The 16,138-nt window shown below is 66.2% G+C and carries 18 protein-coding genes; 12 read left to right on the top strand and 6 right to left on the bottom strand.

Features of this window, described 5'->3' with window-relative positions; translation table 11 throughout:
- Nucleotides 1-1,153: septum formation family protein (locus A9W95_RS23815; protein WP_172826708.1), on the bottom strand; the 1,153-nt coding region annotated here is incomplete at its 3' end.
- A gap of 118 nt (nucleotides 1,154-1,271) precedes the next feature.
- On the opposite strand from A9W95_RS23815, the gene serS reads away from it, so the two are divergent.
- The gene (gene serS, locus A9W95_RS23810) at nucleotides 1,272-2,531 is read left to right on the top strand and encodes a serine--tRNA ligase (protein WP_067418565.1); all 1,260 of its coding nucleotides are present in this window, start codon (nucleotides 1,272-1,274) and stop codon (nucleotides 2,529-2,531) included.
- A 6-nt stretch (nucleotides 2,532-2,537) separates the two neighbouring features.
- Here serS and A9W95_RS23805 read toward each other — a convergent pair whose 3' ends face one another.
- Nucleotides 2,538-3,278, bottom strand: coding sequence for a helix-turn-helix domain-containing protein (locus A9W95_RS23805; RefSeq protein WP_067418563.1), 741 nt, complete (start codon nucleotides 3,276-3,278; stop codon nucleotides 2,538-2,540).
- 54 nt (nucleotides 3,279-3,332) lie between these two features.
- Between A9W95_RS23805 and A9W95_RS23800 the strand changes: the two genes are divergently transcribed.
- Complete coding sequence (locus A9W95_RS23800; RefSeq protein WP_067418562.1) at nucleotides 3,333-3,908, top strand: class I SAM-dependent methyltransferase; 576 nt, start codon at nucleotides 3,333-3,335, stop codon at nucleotides 3,906-3,908.
- On the opposite strand, the gene A9W95_RS23795 is transcribed toward A9W95_RS23800, so the two are convergent.
- Entirely contained in the window at nucleotides 3,905-4,387 is a 483-nt protein-coding gene (locus tag A9W95_RS23795; protein WP_067418560.1) for a DUF2834 domain-containing protein, read from the bottom strand. The genes A9W95_RS23800 and A9W95_RS23795 overlap by 4 nt on opposite strands.
- Before the next feature lie 79 nt (nucleotides 4,388-4,466).
- On the opposite strand from A9W95_RS23795, the gene A9W95_RS23790 reads away from it, so the two are divergent.
- Complete coding sequence (locus A9W95_RS23790) at nucleotides 4,467-5,093, top strand: TetR/AcrR family transcriptional regulator (protein ID WP_067418558.1); 627 nt, start codon at nucleotides 4,467-4,469, stop codon at nucleotides 5,091-5,093.
- Between the two features lie 36 nt (nucleotides 5,094-5,129).
- Nucleotides 5,130-6,686, top strand: coding sequence for an NAD(P)/FAD-dependent oxidoreductase (locus A9W95_RS23785; RefSeq protein WP_067418556.1), 1,557 nt, complete (start codon nucleotides 5,130-5,132; stop codon nucleotides 6,684-6,686).
- Nucleotides 6,687-6,689: 3 nt separating this feature from the next.
- Here the strand turns inward: A9W95_RS23785 and A9W95_RS23780 are convergent, their stop codons facing one another.
- The 3 genes from A9W95_RS23780 to A9W95_RS23770 all read right to left on the bottom strand — a co-directional run bounded on the left by A9W95_RS23780 (nucleotide 6,690) and on the right by A9W95_RS23770 (nucleotide 9,370).
- Nucleotides 6,690-7,028 carry a hypothetical protein gene (locus A9W95_RS23780; protein WP_067418555.1) on the bottom strand — a complete coding sequence of 113 codons (339 nt, stop codon included), beginning with the start codon at nucleotides 7,026-7,028 and terminating at the stop codon, nucleotides 6,690-6,692.
- Nucleotides 7,025-8,575 carry an MBL fold metallo-hydrolase gene (locus A9W95_RS23775; protein ID WP_067418572.1) on the bottom strand — a complete coding sequence of 517 codons (1,551 nt, stop codon included), beginning with the start codon at nucleotides 8,573-8,575 and terminating at the stop codon, nucleotides 7,025-7,027. The genes A9W95_RS23780 and A9W95_RS23775 overlap by 4 nt, the downstream gene beginning before the upstream one ends.
- 72 nt (nucleotides 8,576-8,647) lie before the next feature.
- Entirely contained in the window at nucleotides 8,648-9,370 is a 723-nt protein-coding gene (locus A9W95_RS23770) for a phosphotransferase (RefSeq protein WP_067418553.1), read from the bottom strand.
- A gap of 59 nt (nucleotides 9,371-9,429) precedes the next feature.
- Between A9W95_RS23770 and A9W95_RS23765 the strand changes: the two genes are divergently transcribed.
- The 8 genes from A9W95_RS23765 to A9W95_RS23730 all read left to right on the top strand — a co-directional run.
- Nucleotides 9,430-10,206: a 1-acyl-sn-glycerol-3-phosphate acyltransferase gene (locus A9W95_RS23765; protein ID WP_067418551.1), complete on the top strand. Its 777-nt coding sequence runs from the start codon at nucleotides 9,430-9,432 to the stop codon at nucleotides 10,204-10,206.
- A 3-nt stretch (nucleotides 10,207-10,209) separates the two neighbouring features.
- On the top strand, nucleotides 10,210-10,977 hold the full coding sequence (locus tag A9W95_RS23760; RefSeq protein ID WP_067418549.1) for a 1-acyl-sn-glycerol-3-phosphate acyltransferase: 768 nt from the start codon (nucleotides 10,210-10,212) through the stop codon (nucleotides 10,975-10,977).
- A gap of 3 nt (nucleotides 10,978-10,980) precedes the next feature.
- Nucleotides 10,981-11,766, top strand: coding sequence for a 1-acyl-sn-glycerol-3-phosphate acyltransferase (locus A9W95_RS23755; protein WP_067418547.1), 786 nt, complete (start codon nucleotides 10,981-10,983; stop codon nucleotides 11,764-11,766).
- 31 nt (nucleotides 11,767-11,797) lie between these two features.
- Nucleotides 11,798-12,646, top strand: coding sequence for a Cof-type HAD-IIB family hydrolase (locus tag A9W95_RS23750; RefSeq protein WP_067418570.1), 849 nt, complete (start codon nucleotides 11,798-11,800; stop codon nucleotides 12,644-12,646).
- Nucleotides 12,647-12,765: 119 nt separating this feature from the next.
- Nucleotides 12,766-13,488 carry a hypothetical protein gene (locus A9W95_RS23745; protein ID WP_082983292.1) on the top strand — a complete coding sequence of 241 codons (723 nt, stop codon included), beginning with the start codon at nucleotides 12,766-12,768 and terminating at the stop codon, nucleotides 13,486-13,488.
- Nucleotides 13,485-14,651, top strand: a complete 1,167-nt coding sequence (locus A9W95_RS23740) for a glutathionylspermidine synthase family protein (protein WP_067418546.1) — start codon at nucleotides 13,485-13,487, stop codon at nucleotides 14,649-14,651. Before A9W95_RS23745 ends, A9W95_RS23740 begins: the two co-directional genes overlap by 4 nt.
- Before the next feature lie 22 nt (nucleotides 14,652-14,673).
- On the top strand, nucleotides 14,674-15,129 hold the full coding sequence (locus A9W95_RS23735; RefSeq protein ID WP_067418544.1) for a DUF350 domain-containing protein: 456 nt from the start codon (nucleotides 14,674-14,676) through the stop codon (nucleotides 15,127-15,129).
- A gap of 8 nt (nucleotides 15,130-15,137) precedes the next feature.
- Nucleotides 15,138-16,138, top strand: a 1,001-nt coding sequence (locus A9W95_RS23730) for a 13E12 repeat family protein (protein ID WP_067418566.1), incomplete at its 3' end; no start/stop codon positions are given.

Genomic DNA, 16,138 nt, shown 5'->3' with positions numbered 1-16,138 from the left:
GGGCGGCGCTGGCCAGTTGGTCGGCGGGAAGTCGCGAGGTGGCCTGTAGTATCGGCGCGACGCTCGGCAACGGCGGCAAGTTGAGGCGCTCCTGAGGAATGTCGGGGGGAGCCAAAGGAGGCTGACCGTTGATCAGCAACGGGCCCTTGGCGCTGTTGAGCAGGGTCGCCCAGCCGCCGTTGCCGAGCGTCGCGCCGATACTACAGGCCACCTCGCGACTTCCCGCCGACCAACTGGCCAGCGAGACGGTCGGATAGATCAGCGTCAGCGTCGTGGTGCGCAGCTTGATCGGCGCCAGGTAGGCGTCGGTCATCTTGGTGCAGCTGTCTTTGATGAAGCCGTCCTGGTCGGGCTCGGGGGGCAGCCCGCCAGGGAACTTCTCGGACAGGTTGACGGTTCCGGTGACCTCCATCGCGTGGGGCGCCGCGCAGTCGACTGGAACGTCGACGGGTTGATTGGTGGCCGGGTCGATGCCCAGACAAGTCCCCGCCGGCCAAACCTTGGATTGGTCGATGTCGGCGACCTTGCCCTTGAACGCCACCTGCTGGTTGTTGGGTCCGGGTAGCTGCAGGCCGCACAGCATGCGCCGGTCGCCGGCTTGGCGCCAGGCGCGATCACCGGACCACAGCATGCTGACGGTGAACTTGCTGTTGGGATCGAATTTGGGGCCCAGGTAGCGCTGCACGGCGGGCTCGCACTGTTCCTGGCTGATCTGCTGGATGCGGGCCGGTGACGGCGGGTTGGCGTTGGGACCGTATTCGGCGCCCGGGAACGTCCGCATGTCGATCGGGGCGGCGACTTCGAACCGGTGATCCTCGGTGCAGTTGACGATGGTTGCCGATTCCGGGGTGCCGTCCGGCCAGTTGAGGCAGCTGCCGCTGGTCGCCCGGTTGAAGGCGGCATTTGTCTTGCCGTTGGTGCTGGATGCCGGTTTGTTGTCCGTGTAGCCGGTCAGCCGGCCGCCGGTGCCGACGGCGGGTATCGCGGTGACCACGCCGGCGATCAGCAGGCCGCCCAACGCGGTGAGCAGCAGGGCACGCCGGGTCGCCGTCGCTTGCAAGCCCCGCGGCCACCGAAATCCGGCCGCCGGTTCGTCCGCACGGGCGACCGGATCGGCGACGGGTAGGGGTTCCTGCTCGGGGGCGTCCAACATTGGCTCCATTCTGACAGGGCCGAACAGGGCGCGGGAAAACTGTTGCCGATGTGAGACCCCGGCCGGCGCCGCCCCTCTGCTGCGACCCCGACGAGGGGTCAAAAGTAATCTTGCGGCCGTGATCGACCTCAAGTTGCTCCGGGAAGACCCCGATGCCGTGCGGCGCTCCCAACTGAGCCGCGGCGAGGACCCGGCACTGGTGGACGCTTTGCTGACGGCCGACGCCGCGCGCCGCACCGCGATCTCGTCCGCCGACAACTTGCGCGCCGAGCAGAAGAGTGCGAGCAAGAGCGTCGGCAAAGCCTCCGCGGAGGACCGGCCGGCGCTGCTGCAACGTGCCAAGGAGCTGGCCGAACAAGTCAAGGCCGCCGAGGCCGACCAAGCCCAGGCCGAGTCCGCGTTCACCGCCGCGCACATGGCCATCTCCAACGTCATCCTGGACGGGGTACCGGCGGGCGGGGAAGACGACTACGCCGTGCTCGACGTCGTCGGGGAACCCGCCCGGCTGGACAACCCGAAGGACCACCTCGAACTCGGTGAGTCGCTCGGCTTGATCGACATGCAACGTGGCGCCAAGGTGTCGGGTTCGCGGTTCTACTTCCTCACCGGCCGCGGCGCCCTGCTGCAACTCGGACTGCTGCAGTTGGCGGTGGGAGTCGCGGTCGACAACGGTTTCATCCCGGTGATCCCGCCGGTGTTGGTGCGTCCCGAGGTGATGGCCGGCACCGGATTCCTGGGTGCCCACGCCGAGGAGGTGTATCGGGTGGAGGCCGACGACCTTTACCTGGTCGGAACCTCCGAAGTGCCGTTGGCCGGTTACCACTCCGGGGAGATCCTGGACCTGTCCGGCGGCCCGCTGCGTTACGCGGGCTGGTCGTCGTGCTTCCGTCGCGAGGCGGGCAGTTACGGCAAAGACACCCGCGGCATCATCCGGGTGCATCAGTTCGACAAGGTGGAAGGCTTCGTCTACTGCACCCCCGCCGAGGCCGAAGCCGAACACGAACGGCTGCTGGGCTGGCAGCGGGAAATGCTGGCGCGCATCGAGGTGCCCTATCGGGTCATCGACGTCGCCGCCGGTGACCTCGGGTCGTCGGCCGCCCGCAAATTCGACTGCGAAGCGTGGGTGCCGACCCAGAACGCCTATCGGGAGCTGACGTCGACGTCGAACTGCACCACCTTCCAGGCGCGGCGGCTGGCCACCCGTTATCGCGACGCGAGCGGTAAGCCGCAGACCGCGGCGACTCTCAACGGAACCTTGGGGACGACTCGCTGGCTGGTGGCCATTCTGGAAAACCACCAACAGCCCGACGGCAGTGTGCGGGTTCCGCAGGCCTTGGTGCCCTTCGTCGGCACGGAATTGCTCGAGCCGGTCGGCTGAATCCGGTCACCTTCTGGCCTGACCCGGAGTGTGCCCGAAGGCCCGCCGGTAGGTGTCGATGAATGCGCTCGGGGTCGCCCAACCGCAACGGGCGGCCACCGAGGTGACGTCGTACTGCTCGGCGAGCAAGGCCAGTGCCTGCTGCAGCCGTAGCTGCGTGCGCCACTGCGGAAAGGTCATCGCCAGCTCGTCGCGGAACAGGCGGCTCAGCGTGCGCTGGCTGACGCCGACGCGGGCGCTGAGTTGCCGCAAGGTCAGCGGATCGGCCAGGTGGTCGCTGATCAGTGCGCACGCTCGGCGCAACCGGTCGTCGACAGGTGCGGGCAGCCAGAGCGGCTCGCGGATCCTGGTCTGCTGTAACTGGTCGTACAGCACGGCCAGCATGCGGTGGTGTTCGTCAGTGTCGGTGGCGTCGGATTGCGAACAAGCGATGATCAATTCGCGCACCAACGGGCTGACCACCAGCACGGTCGGCGCCGCGGGGCCACCGCGGTAACGGTGCGGGTCGAGCGCGACGCCGTGAAACTGGGTGGGGCCGTGGAACCGGTGCTCGTGCCAGCAGCCCGCCGGTATCCAGATGGCGCGATTGGCCGGCGTGATCCAGCTGCCCGCCGGGGTGGTGACCGAGACCGCACCCGTCGACGGGTAGACGATCTGATGCAACGGATGGCGGTGCCGCTCGATACGCGCGCCCGCTGGTAGCGACAGGGACGAGGTCACCAGACCGCGTTGGCCGATTTCCGACATATCCCGGCAGAATATCGGAAGTATGCATGCGCGGCGTCGGCATAGCGTCGGGCTATGGCGATGAACTTGCTCCACCGGATGCGTTGTAGCTCGGCGGGCTGGGAGAAAGCGGTGGCCGACCAGTTGTTGCCCTGGGCGCTGGCCGACGTCGACCTGGGCCCTCAGACGCTGGAAATCGGCCCGGGGTATGGCGCGACGCTGCGCGCGCTGCTCGATCGGCCCACCGCGCTAACCGCCGTCGAGGTGGACGACTCGATGGCCGCACGCTTGACCCGCCGCTATGGGGACCGCGCGCGCGTCATTCACGGCGACGGCACCCGCACCGGCTTGCCCGACGACCACTTCAGCGCGGTGGTGTGCTTCACGATGCTGCACCACATCCCCACCGACCGGTTGCAGGACCAATTGTTCGCCGAAGCGTTTCGGGTGCTGCGACCCGGCGGCGCCTTCGCCGGCAGCGACGGTGTGCCCTCGCTGCCGTTCCGGCTGATCCACCTGGCCGACACCTACAACCCGATCTCGCCGCAGGACCTGCCGAAGCGATTGGGCGCGGCAGGTTTCACCGACATCCGGGTGGACGTCGCGGGCGGCCGGCAGCGGTGGCGGGCCGCCAAACCCCGGGCCGCCTAAGCGTCTACGGGCTGGCGCGCTTCTGCGTGCCGCTGCTGTCGCTCGATGGTGGCGAAGTAGAACGCGAACGCGAACGCAAAGCTGGTGAACAGGCTGGCCACGAAGTACAGCCAGGGCCGGCGCAGCCCCCGACGGTAGCCGTCAACAATCGAAAACAGCGGCAGCAGAATGACGTTGGCGATCGTATAGTCCTGACTCGCCGATCCGGCCGCGGGATTGGTGAACATCAGCCTGATGTAATCAGCCCAACTGCCCGGCCCCCAGATCGGGTTGGTGGATCCGTGCGCGTACTCGCGTACGAAGCGGATGTTGAAGTACCAACCCAGCGCAACCGAGGCGATGCCGACGACGTAGTAGACCAGTTCCAGCGGCGAGAACCTGGCCTGGCCGTCCGGCCGAGCGAACACTTTGGGATTGGACGCGACGATCCAGCCGACGACGGCGATTCCGAGCACTGCATGGACAAGAAGCGAGACCATGCGCGAAGTCTCGCCGCGACCACAAGTTTTGTCAATATTGACACAACTGAGCGCCGCCGGACTGAGGTACGTTACAGCCATGGTCAGGCCCGCGCAGACGGTGCGCAGCGAACGCACCCGGGAGGCGTTGCGGCAGGCGGCATTGGTGCGGTTCCTCGCCCAAGGTGTCGAGGAGACATCCGCTGAACAGATCGCCGCCGACGCCGGAGTATCGCTGCGCACGTTCTATCGCCACTTCAGCTCGAAGCACGATCTGTTGTTTGCCGATTACACCGGTCTCACCTGGTTTCGTTCCGCGCTGGACGCCCGCCCGGCCGACGAAGCGATCATCGACTCGGTGCAGGCGGCGATCTTCGCGTTCCCGTATGACGTTGAGGCGGTGACCAAGATCGCTGCTCTGCGCGGCGGCGAGCTGGATCCCAGTCGGATCGTCCGGCACATCCGCGAGGTCCAGGCCGACTTCGCCGACGCGATCCAAGGGCAGTTACAACGACGTAGCTGCGCGGCTGAGCCCACCTCGGACGCGCGGCTGCGCGCCACGGTGACCGCGCGGTGCATCGCCGCCGCGGTGTTCGGGGCGATGGAGGCCTGGATGCTCGGCGCGGATCGCTCACTCGGCGAACTGGCCCGGGTGTGTCACGTGGCGCTGGAGTCGCTGCGTGCCGGGATTACGGCCAGCTGGGCCAGTCCCACAGTTTCGTCATAATTGACAAAACTTTCGCCGCGTGTCAGCCTCCAAGGCATGTCTGATTTCGATGCGGTCGTGATCGGCGCCGGGCACAATGGGCTGGCCGCAGCGATGCTGCTGCAGCAGGCCGGATTGCGGACGGTATGTCTGGAGTCCAAACGTTATGCCGGTGGAATGGCCTCTACCGTCGAGCTTTTCGACGAGTATCACTTCGAGATCGCGGGTTCGGTGCAATTCCCGACCGCGCCGGTGGTTCGGCAGGAGCTCGGGTTGGACAGCCTGCCGACGATCGACCTGGACGTGATGTCGGTGGCGCTGCGTGGTGTCGGCGACGACCCGATGGTCCAGTACAGCGACCCGATCAAGCTGTTCACCCACCTGAACGAGGTGCACAGCGCTGACGCGGTCAACGGGATGGCGGGGCTGATGGCCTGGGCTCAGGCACCGACCCGAGCGTTGGGCCGGTTTGAGGCGGGTGCACCGCCCAAGACGCTCGACGAGATGTATGCCTGCGCGACAAATGAATTCGAGCGCTCGGCCATAACGGAGATGTTGTTCGGTTCGGTCACCGACGTGCTGGACCGTTACCTGCCCGATCGTGAGAAACACGGCGCGCTGCGCGGTTCGATGACCGTGCTGGCGGTCAACACCCTCTACCGCGGACCGGCCACCCCGGGAAGCGCGGCGGCGCTCGCGTTCGGCCTCGGCGTTCCCGACGGGGACACCATGCAGATGAAGAAATTGCGCGGCGGTATCGGTGCGCTGACCGCCCACCTATCCGACGCGCTGGTCGGCAGCGGCGGCGAGGTTCGACTGCGCACCAAGGTGACCGAGATCCTCGTCGACGACGGCAAGGTGGCCGGAGTGCGGACGGAGGCCGGGGAAACGTTGACCGCCCCGATCGTCATCTCCGCCATCGCGCCGGACGTGACCGTCAATGACTTGATCGACGCCGCGGCCCTGCCCGCCGACATCCGAGCCCGCTACGCCCGCATCGACCACCGGGGCAGCTACTTGCAGATGCACTTCGCCCTCGACGAGGCGCCCGCCTTCACCGCCCCGTATGAGGCGCTCAACGACCCGAGCATGCAGGCGTCGATCGGCATCTTCTGCACCCCCGAAGAAGTGCAGCAGCAATGGGAGGATTGCCGGCGCGGAATAGTGCCGGCCGATCCGACGGTGGTGCTACAGATCCCGTCACAGAACGACCCTCACCTGGCACCCGCCGGCAAGCACGCCGCCTCGGCCTTCGCGCTGTGGTTCCCGATCGAAGGCAACGCCGATTACGGGCAGGCCAAAACCGAGATGGGGCAACGCGTCATCGACAAGATCACCCGCCTGGCTCCCAACTTCGCCGACAGCATCAGCCGGCACACCACCTTCACGCCCAAGCACATGGGCGTCATGTTCGGTGCTCCGGGCGGCGACTACTGTCACGGGCTCTTCCACTCCGACCAGGTCGGTCCCAACCGCCCCGGGCCAAAAGGCTTTCTGGGTCAGCCCCTCCCAATTGAGGGACTGTACTTGGGCAGCGCCGGTTGCCACGGCGGGCCGGGCATCACCTTCATTCCCGGCTACAACGCCGGCCGCGCGGCCCTGGCGCACGCCTGATTGCTACCGGCGCTGAGTCAACAGTTCGTCGAGCAACGCGATGAAGTCGTCCGGACGCGCCGGCGTGCAGGCCGGCTGCGGCCGCGTCCCGGGGACATCGAAGGTGACGATGGTCGACTTCAACGGCCGGTACAGATCCAGCGGTAGCCAGCGACGGAAGTCCGGTCGGCCCCAGATGTTGAACCGGGCCGTCAGCCAGCCCAGCGGCTCGGCCTGGTAGCCGCGGATCTGCTCTAAGGGAATCACTTTGGCGGTGCCGGAGGGAAAGTGATAGCGGCACAGGTTCACCGCGAAGCGGTCCAGCTGCACGACGCCATCGTCGTAGGTTTGCGGTGCCCTCACGCCCGGCTACTCCGAAGCTCGTGACCGCGGGTGGTCAGGCAGCGCCCGTCCGGCAACCGCCACTGCCAACCATGCAGATTGCAGGTCAACGTATCGCCTTCCACCACACCGAATTTCGACAAGTCGGCCTTGAGGTGCGGGCAGCGTCGCTGAATCTCCCAGCCGTCGAGGGTGATGGTCGCGGCGTCGTCGTGGGTCTCGGCGAACCAGCCGTCGGCGTAGGCAATCCGTTCGTCGGTGAGGCACTTGAAGAACGTGTACAGGTACTCGTTGTAGCCGCCGACCCGCCAGGCTTTGAACCGGGTGGACAGGAAGATGGTGTTGACCCAGTCGGGTTCGTTGTCGCGCAACACGGTACGTACCAGCTCCGGTGCGATCTCGAATCCGTAACGCACCTTCTCGTCGGGAATACGTTCGCGCACAGCGCGTTTCGGGAAGTCGAGGATGACGCTTTCGGGCCCGATGACCAATTCCACCGGGTAGCCAATGCCGTCGCAGATCTCGTTGCTCTGCAACATAATTGGCTCGAATAACGCGCGCAACGGTTCCAGCAGCGGCGCGCCGGTCGCAGGCGCCCAAGCGGCCTTTTCCGCCGCCAGTACGGAAGCCATGCGCTCGGCGTAGTCGGCGATGTAGGCCGCCTTGCCGGTGGTGAAGATCGCCTCGACCTGGTCTTCGGGCATCGGGTGGTGCACCGAATTGAGTGCCGAGCCGGTGAAATCGGCGGTCGAGCCGGGAATGAGGAGCAGCCCGCCGTCGTGCCCGTGTTCGCGCATCTGCGCCAGGAACACCATCTGGTCGGGAAAGATGTTGGCCGGGTCGTTGCTGTCGTCGTTGAGGTGGCGCAGCTCCGGGTCCAGGAAACACGGCGGTCCCGCGGACGGCACCACCCAGCTCGCCCCCACTTGGGCGACGTACTGACGGGCGCGGTCCATCTGCCGTTGCCGCTTCTGCGTCGCGAACGACGTCTTCGCCCGCTCGGGCATGTCGTAGACCATCGGGTACCAGATGGCGCCGGAGTACTGCAGCAGGTGCACGTCGATATGCCCGAAGTCGGCCGCCAACACGTCCAAGTCCACGGGCCGGGCGTCGTTCATGTTGAACACCGTCGTGGTGCCGTCGGAGACCACCAGCGCGGAGTCTCCGATCGGCCCGTCGGCCGGGGCGCGCAGCGCGATGATCATGACCTCGAGGTCGCCCTTGGGTCCGCTCAACTCGTGCTTGACCGAGTTAGTGGTCTCGATGAAGCGGTGGAAACCCAGTTTCTCCAATTCGACCCGCAGATCGGGCACCGGATAGTCGGGCAGCAGGACGACCGCGTCTTTGTTGACGTGAGCGGCAAGATGCTTGGCGTCGAAATGGTCTTTGTGCAGGTGTGAGACGTAGAGGTAATCGCAGTCACCCAGTGCGTCCCAGTCCAGGGTGCTGTTGTCGGGGAAGGGGAACCAGGAGGCGAAGTACGCCGGATTGACCCAGGGGTCGCACAGGATGCTCCCCACCTGAGTCTGGATCAAAAAGCCGGCGTGGCCGACGCTGGTGACCTGCACAAATACCTTTCCCGGACCGCTGCTGCGCACTCTTATGCAGCGCAAAACACCGATTCGAGCTTAGCTCGGGTCCTAGTCCTCGGCGTCCCACAGCCGCCGGTAGTAGTCCACGCGCGCCGGGTCTGGACGCGCTCCGTAAGCGGCAAAGAACTCAGCTTCCCATTGTCTGCCCGGATAGTTCCACTGCAGCGACAGGGTCGCTATCGCGAGGTCAGCCCACCGATCGGCCACCCCTAGCGAGCCCATGTCCACGTGGCCGGAGCAGTTGCCGTCGGGGCCGATCAAGGTGTTGGGTGAGCAGGCGTCACCGTGGCAGACCACCAGCCGGTCCACCGGAGGCGGGTCACCCAACTCGGCCCGAGCCGTCGGACTCAAACCCGCCAGCCGGCTGGGCGCCGACCAGTCGAACGGGCACGACAGCACCGGCAGGCGGTCGTGCAGAGCGCGCAATCCCACCCCGATCGCACGCACCGCCACATGCGGCGCGGCCAGCCAGTGAGGGTGGACCGCGGAGCGCCCCGGAAGCCCGCGGGTGCGTAGCCACGCCCATCCGTCGCCGGCGCCGACACCCAGCACTTCGGGCACTGTGACGTATGCCGCGGCCCACCGCAGCCGCCGCGCTTCCTCGGTGAAGTCGACGGTCGCGGCGTCGGCGACCTTGACGAACTCGGCGCCCGCACCGACCCGGTAGGTGACACCGCCCAGTTCGTTGACCCACACCGCGCGCACCGGCCGGTCACCGACCAGTTGACGCACCACGGTGGGCACCGGTGGCGGCGACGACGGGAAGGACAAATCCCCTCCTCTTCACCACTTAAGGCGACTGACAGGTAAGCGCACTAGGCTGAACAGCTGTGGAACCGGTATACGCGACCGTCATTCAGCTTGCTCGCCTGATCTTTCGTATACAGGGATTGAAGATCACCGTCACCGGGGTGGAAAACCTTCCGACCAGCGGCGGCGGGGTCGTCGCGATCAACCACACCGGATACCTCGACTTCACGCTGGCCGGTTTGCCGAGCTACCAACAGGGGCTGGGCCGCAAGGTGCGCTTCATGGCCAAGCAGGAGGTCTTCGACCACAAGGTCACCGGTCCGATAATGCGCAGCCTGCGCCACATCTCGGTGGACCGGCAAGACGGCGCGGCTTCCTATGCCCGTGCCGTCGACATGCTCAAAGCCGGCGAGTTGGTCGGCGTCTACCCCGAGGCCACGATCAGTCGCAGCTTCGAGATCAAGGAGTTCAAGTCCGGGGCCGCCCGCATGGCGGTCGAGGCGCAGGTGCCGATCATTCCGCACATCATCTGGGGTGCTCAGCGGATCTGGACCAAGGGGCATCCGAAGAAGTTGTTCCGCCCCAAGGTGCCGATCGTCATCGTGGTCGGCGAGCCGATCGAGCCGACGCTGCCGGTACCCGAATTGAGCAGCCTGCTGCACTCGCGCATGCAGCATCTGTTGGAGCGCGCCCAAGAACAGTACGGTCCGCATCCGGCCGGAGAGTTCTGGGTGCCGCACCGGCTGGGCGGCGGCGCGCCGTCGCTGGCGGAGGCGGCCCGCATGGACGCCGAGGATTCCGCCGCGAGAGCGGCGCGCCGGGCGCAGCGAGCCCATCCCGCCGGCGCCCCGGAGTGACGCATGGAGCCGACCTATCGCACTCTCGAGATCCTGGCCCGGCTCCTGGTCCGGGCCACTGGAACTCGGATCACCTTCGGCGGGACGGAGAACATTCCCGCCAAGGGTGGGGCGGTGGTGGCTATCAACCACACCAGCTATGTCGACTGGCTGCCGGCCGCGTTGGCGATTCGACGCGCGAATCGTCGGGTGCGCTACATGATCAAGGCCGAAATGCAGCGGGTGAAGATCGTGAATTTCTTGATCAAACGAACCCGCACCATCCCCGTCGACCGGCACGCCGGCGCCGCCGCCTACACGGTCGCGGTGCAACGGCTCCGCGAGGGAGAGCTGGTCGGGGTCTATCCCGAAGCCACCATCAGCCGCAGCTTCGAGCTCAAGGAGTTCAAGACCGGCGCCGCACGCATGGCCGTGGAAGCCGACGTCCCGATCGTGCCCCTGGTTGTCTGGGGAGCGCAGCGGATTTGGACCAAAGGTCATCCTCGGCACGTGGGTCGCGCCAAGATCCCTATCGCGGTGCAAGTGGGCCAGCCACTACGGGCCGCCGATGACATCGGGACGACCAACGATGTATTGCGCGAGTCGATGACCGCGCTTCTGCACAAGGCGCAACAGCATTACCCGCATCCCGCCGGTGAGTACTGGGTGCCGCGCCGACTCGGCGGTGGCGCCCCGACCGTGGCTGAAGCGGCTCAGCTGGACGCGCAAGAGGCGGCGGCGAAGGCTGCGCACCGTTTCCCGCGCGAGTCGCGGCAAAGAAGGAGAAACTAAGACATGGCCGAGCCATTCTTTCGAATGATGGAGTACCTCGTCCCGTCCGTCGTCGCGCTGAACGGGAACAAGATCACCTACCGCGGGCTGGAGAACATCCCCGCGCGCGGTGGCGCCCTGATCGCCCTCAACCACACCAGCTACGTCGACTGGATTCCCGCGTCGCTCGCCGCGAAGGAACGTAAGCGGCGGCTGCGCTTCATGATCAAGGCCGAGATGCAGGATGTGAAAGCCGTCAACTACGTCATCAAGCACACCCAACTGATCCCGGTGGATCGCACGACCGGTGCGGAGGCCTACGCGGTGGCAGTGCAGCGGTTGCGCGAGGGTGAGCTTGTCGGGCTGCACCCAGAGGCGACGATCAGCCGCAGCTTCGAACTTCGGGAATTCAAGACGGGTGCGGCCCGGATGGCCTTGGAGGCGCAGGTGCCGCTCATCCCGATGATTGTCTGGGGGGCGCACCGGATTTGGCCGAAGGACCATCCAAAGCAGTTGTGGCGCACCAAGATTCCGATCTCGGTAGCGATCGGGACGCCAATACGGCCCGAAGGCGATGCGCACCACCTCAACTCCGTGCTGCGCCAGTCGATGAAGGGGATGCTCTACCAGGTCCAAGAGGAGTATCCTCATCCCGAAGGGGCGTACTGGGTTCCGCGGCGCCTTGGTGGCAGTGCGCCGACCCCGGACGAATCCAGGGAATTCCGGATCGCCGAATTGGCTGAGCGGATGCAGAAGCAAGGCTATGACGGTGTGACGTCGCCGCGACGTGATGAAGGCGAACGGCGCTGACCACCAACTCGCACCGCAAAAGCGCAACGTCTTGACCGATCCGACTGCGACGCCGGCCGCTTCGTCGCGCCGGCCGGCGCTCATTGCCACCGACGTCGACGGCACGTTGCTCAACGAGGCGGAGACGATCACCCCGCGCACCCGCGCTGCGGTGCGGGCCGCGGTCGCCGACGGCACCCAGTTCATCCTGGCCACCGGTCGCCCGCCGCGCTGGATTCGCCCTATCGTCGACGCCCTCGGGTTTGCACCGATGGCGGTGTGCGCCAACGGCGCCGTTATCTACGATCCCGCGCAGGACCGGGTCGTATCGGCACGCATGCTCACCCCGGAGACGCTGGCGGCGTTGGCGGAATTGACGGCCCGGGTGCTACCGGGTGCCGGGTTGGCGGTGGAGCGAATCGGCCAAAGCGCCCACGACGCCGCGACTCCCCAATTCGTCAGCTCACCGGGTTACGAGCACGCCTGGCTCAACCCGGACAACACCGAGGTGTCGATCGAGGACCTGTTGAGCGCGCCCGCGATCAAGTTGTTGATCCGCCAGTCCGGCGCTGTCAGTGGTGACATGGCAGCCGAACTGGCCAAGCACCTCAACGGCGAGGGCGACATCACCTACTCCACCAACAACGGTCTGGTGGAGATCGTGCCGCGCGGCATCAGCAAGGCCACCGGCGTGCGGGAACTGGCCGCGCCGCTCGGCATCACCGACGCCGGCGTGGTCGCCTTTGGCGACATGCCCAACGACGTGCCGATGCTGCTGCGCGCCGGCCTGGGGGTGGCGATGGGTAACGCGCACCCGGAGGCGTTGGCCGCTGCTGACGAGGTGACGGCCACCAATACCGAGGACGGCGTGGCACGCGTACTGGAACGCTGGTGGTCCTGACGTCTTTCGGTCACGATGTGGGAGACTGCCCGCGTGCCTGCGTTTCGGCCCGTGGATAGTCGCCGTCGTATCGATGGTGTCGCCGCGCGCGGCGACCTGACCGGACCGGAGGACAGGTAGTGGGGTCCGAGGAGAACCCGCCGTCGGATGACGCTGCGCAGTCGGGTGACGCGCCGCAGTCGCGGCCCGAGAGTGCGGCGTCGAAGCCGTCCGAGGAGGACAAGCCCTCGGAAGTCGCGGATTCCTCCGAAAGCCCCGAGACTTCCCGGGCAGAGGAAGTTGACCCCGCCAAGCCCGACAAACCCACGAAGCGCCGGATGGCCGGCAGCGTCAAGTATCAGGACGCCGAAACGACGCGACCCAAGCCGCCCACGCCGGCCGAATTGCGGGCGCGCCAGAAATACGAGGACAAGCAACGGGAGCTGGAGGAAGCCCGGCTCGCCGCCGAAGAGAAGCGGCGTCATCAGAAGCGGGTCCTGATGGGGGCCGCGGCCGCCGTCGGAGTGGTCGGCGTCGTGGCGGGCATGGGGTACTGGCTGCTGACACCACCGCACAACACCGTCGCCCAATGTGTGCGTGACGACCCGAACGGGCAGCCGGTCATCGTTCCGGATAGCTATTGCACGGGGCATACCCCGGGGCTCAACGGGTTCTTCTTCTTCGGCGGGCATCAATACCGCTACTACTACGGCAGTTCCGGCTCGATCGGTTCACGCCCGATCGGCGGGACCACCGTCGCTCCCAAGACCGGCAGCATCACCACGAAGTCGGGCAGCACGATCTCGCGCGGTGGCCTGGGCGGCAGCGGCGGCAAGAGTAGTGGCGGGAGCAGCGGGTCGTGAAGCGCGGCAGAACCGAGCCGCGACCGAATTGGCAATCCATTGTGGAATCGCAAGGACTTGTCTATGGCACACCCGCTCGGGACGCGCGCGGTGCCAATCGGCCGTATTGGGACGAGTCGGTCTATTACGAGTTCGAGATGGACGAGATCCTGGCGCTCGAAGCCGATGTCGAGCTGCTGCATTCGATGTGTTTGAACGCCGTCGAGCAAGTGGTGCTGATGGAGCGCTACGCGGATTTCGGTCTACCGGAATGGACTTGGCCGTACGTCGCCGAATCCTGGCGCCGTTCCGACCCACATGTGTACGGCCGCTTCGACTTACGCTACGACGGGCGACGGCCGGCGGTCCTGCTGGAATACAACGCCGACACTCCGACCACGTTGCTGGAGGCCGCAATCCTGCAGTGGTACTGGCTGAAAGACAAGTTCCCGAACGACGACCAGTGGAACTCGTTGCATGAACAGCTGGTGGACCGTTGGTCGAAGGTGCGAGACATGTTGCCCAGCAACGAACTTCACTTTACGTGGTCCGGCGTGGAAGCGACGGGCGAGGACCAGATAACGACGACCTATATGCAGGAGACCGCGGCGGAAGCCGGCTTCGAGACGGTCGGCCTGGTGATCGAGGACGTCGGGTGGGACTCGGCGCTGGAGCGGTTCGTCGACCTGGAAGAGTCGGAGATGCACGCCGTCTTCAAGCTGCACCCGTGGGAATGGGTGCTCGACGACCGCTTCGGCAAGCATGTGGTGTCCAGCTTGCCGCAGACCACGTGGATCGAACCGCTGTGGAAGACACTGCTTTCCAACAAAACCATTCTGGCGGTGCTGTGGGAGATGTACCCGGGACATCCGAATCTGTTGCCGGCTTATATCGATGACCCGCACGAGCTGACCGAGTATGTGCGTAAGCCTAAGCTCGGCCGGGAAGGCGCGAACGTCACGGTCGTCGGCGCCGGGATGGAGACCGCTACCGGCGGTGTCTACGGCGAAGAGGGCTTCGTCTACCAGTTGCTCGATCCGTTGCCGGAATTCGATGACATGCGACCCGCCCTGGGTGCGTGGGTTGTCGGGGACTCGTCGGCCGGCTTGGGCATTCGCGAAACGGCGGGACTGATCACCGACGATGGTGCAGCCTTTGTTCCACACCGAATCCCTCTGAAGTGACGCGACAGAACGGAGTTCATCGATGACGACAACGATTGTGGCCCTGCATTCCGACTACTGGAGTTGGCTGGGCCGCGGTGTCGGCGCCGTCATTCTGTACGCCATCCTCGGGCTGATACTGATGATGATCGGGTTTTATGCCATCGACCTGACCACGCCTGGTCCGCTGCGCCGAATGGTCAACGCCGGAAAGCCGAACGCCATCATCGTCGCCGCTGCGGGCATGGTCAGCATGGCGCTCATCGTGGTACTGGCGATCTACTCGTCGTCGGGCAAGCTCGGGGAGGGTCTGCTGGCGTCGGCGGTCTTCGGGCTCGTGGGGATTGCCGCACAAGTGGTGATGATGCGAATTGCGGCGGTAGCCATCGGCATTGACATGGATGGGTTGTTCAATTCCGACGAGTACAGCTATGAATCGCTGATGGTGGCGTCGGCGCAGTTCGCGTTGGGGATCGTGGTGGCTGTCGCGATTCTGTAGCCGCCGTGATAGGCGGGTCGTGTCGGTGGTCGGCGTTATTATTCGAACATTCGAGTTCGCGGGAAGAGATCACGGAGGTCTTTGACGCGCTCGATGCCGGGGCGGATCGGCTATGTGAGTTGTCGTTTGAGGCGTTGACCACTCCGGAGCGGTTGCGGTTGTTGGAGCGGTTGGAGCGGGTGGCGCGCCGGTTGCCGGCGGCGCGGCATGGGTTGATCAATCAGTTGGCCGCCCAAGCCAGCGAGGAAGAACTAGGGGGGCGGTTGCCTGCGGCGTTGGCGTCGCGGTTGCGGATCACCCGCGCCGAGGCCAGCCGGCGGATCGGAGAGGCCGCCGAGTTGGGTGAGCGCCGCGCGCTGACCGGGCAGCCGTTGGCGCCGCGGTTGACCGCCACCGCCGCCGCACAGCGGGAGGGCCGCATCGGCGGTGAGCATGTGCGGGTGATTCGGGACTTCTTCCACCGGCTGCCCGCCCATGTCGATGTGGAGACCGAGGAGAAAGCCGAAGCCCACCTGGCCCGGTTGGCGACCCAGTATCGGCCCGATCAGCTGGCCAAGCTGGCTGAGCGGCTGATGGACTGCCTACACCCCGACGGGGACTACACCGACGACGACCGCGCCCGCCGCCGCGGCCTGGTGTTGGGCAAGCAAGACGTTGATGGGATGTCGCGGTTGAGCGGCTATCTGACCCCCGAAGCTCGCGCCACCCTGGAAGCGGTGCTGGCGAAGTTGGCCGCGCCGGGCATGTGCAACCCCGACGATGAAGCACCGTGCGTGCAAGGATCGCCGTCCGAAGAGGTGATCCGCCACGATCTGCGTTCGGCGGCCCAACGCAACCACGACGGGCTGCTGGCGGCGTGTCGGGCGCTGCTGTGCAGCGGCGATCTCGGCCAGCACAACGGGCTACCGGCCTCGATCATCGTCACCACCACCCTGCGCGAGCTCGAGGCGGCCGCGGGAAAGGGCTTGACCGGAGGCGGCACGCTGTTGCCCATGTCCGATGTGATCCG

Origin of the sequence: Mycobacterium sp. 1423905.2 (genome assembly GCF_001673155.1) — a bacterium.
Taxonomy (GTDB): domain Bacteria; phylum Actinomycetota; class Actinomycetes; order Mycobacteriales; family Mycobacteriaceae; genus Mycobacterium.
This window is presented reverse-complemented; position numbering and strand designations above follow the sequence as displayed.

Bases quoted from the DNA above. Each gene is read 5' to 3' on its own strand.
- A9W95_RS23785 (WP_067418556.1), top strand. From the start codon at position 5,130: ATGTCTGATTTCGATGCGGTCGTGATCGGCGCCGGGCACAATGGGCTG.
- A9W95_RS23800 (WP_067418562.1), top strand. From the start codon at position 3,333: ATGGCGATGAACTTGCTCCACCGGATGCGTTGTAGCTCGGCGGGCTGG.
- A9W95_RS23735 (WP_067418544.1), top strand. From the start codon at position 14,674: ATGACGACAACGATTGTGGCCCTGCATTCCGACTACTGGAGTTGGCTG.
- A9W95_RS23760 (WP_067418549.1), top strand. From the start codon at position 10,210: ATGGAGCCGACCTATCGCACTCTCGAGATCCTGGCCCGGCTCCTGGTC.
- A9W95_RS23805 (WP_067418563.1), bottom strand. From the start codon at position 3,278: ATGTCGGAAATCGGCCAACGCGGTCTGGTGACCTCGTCCCTGTCGCTA.
- A9W95_RS23755 (WP_067418547.1), top strand. From the start codon at position 10,981: ATGGCCGAGCCATTCTTTCGAATGATGGAGTACCTCGTCCCGTCCGTC.
- A9W95_RS23790 (WP_067418558.1), top strand. From the start codon at position 4,467: ATGGTCAGGCCCGCGCAGACGGTGCGCAGCGAACGCACCCGGGAGGCG.
- A9W95_RS23795 (WP_067418560.1), bottom strand. From the start codon at position 4,387: ATGGTCTCGCTTCTTGTCCATGCAGTGCTCGGAATCGCCGTCGTCGGC.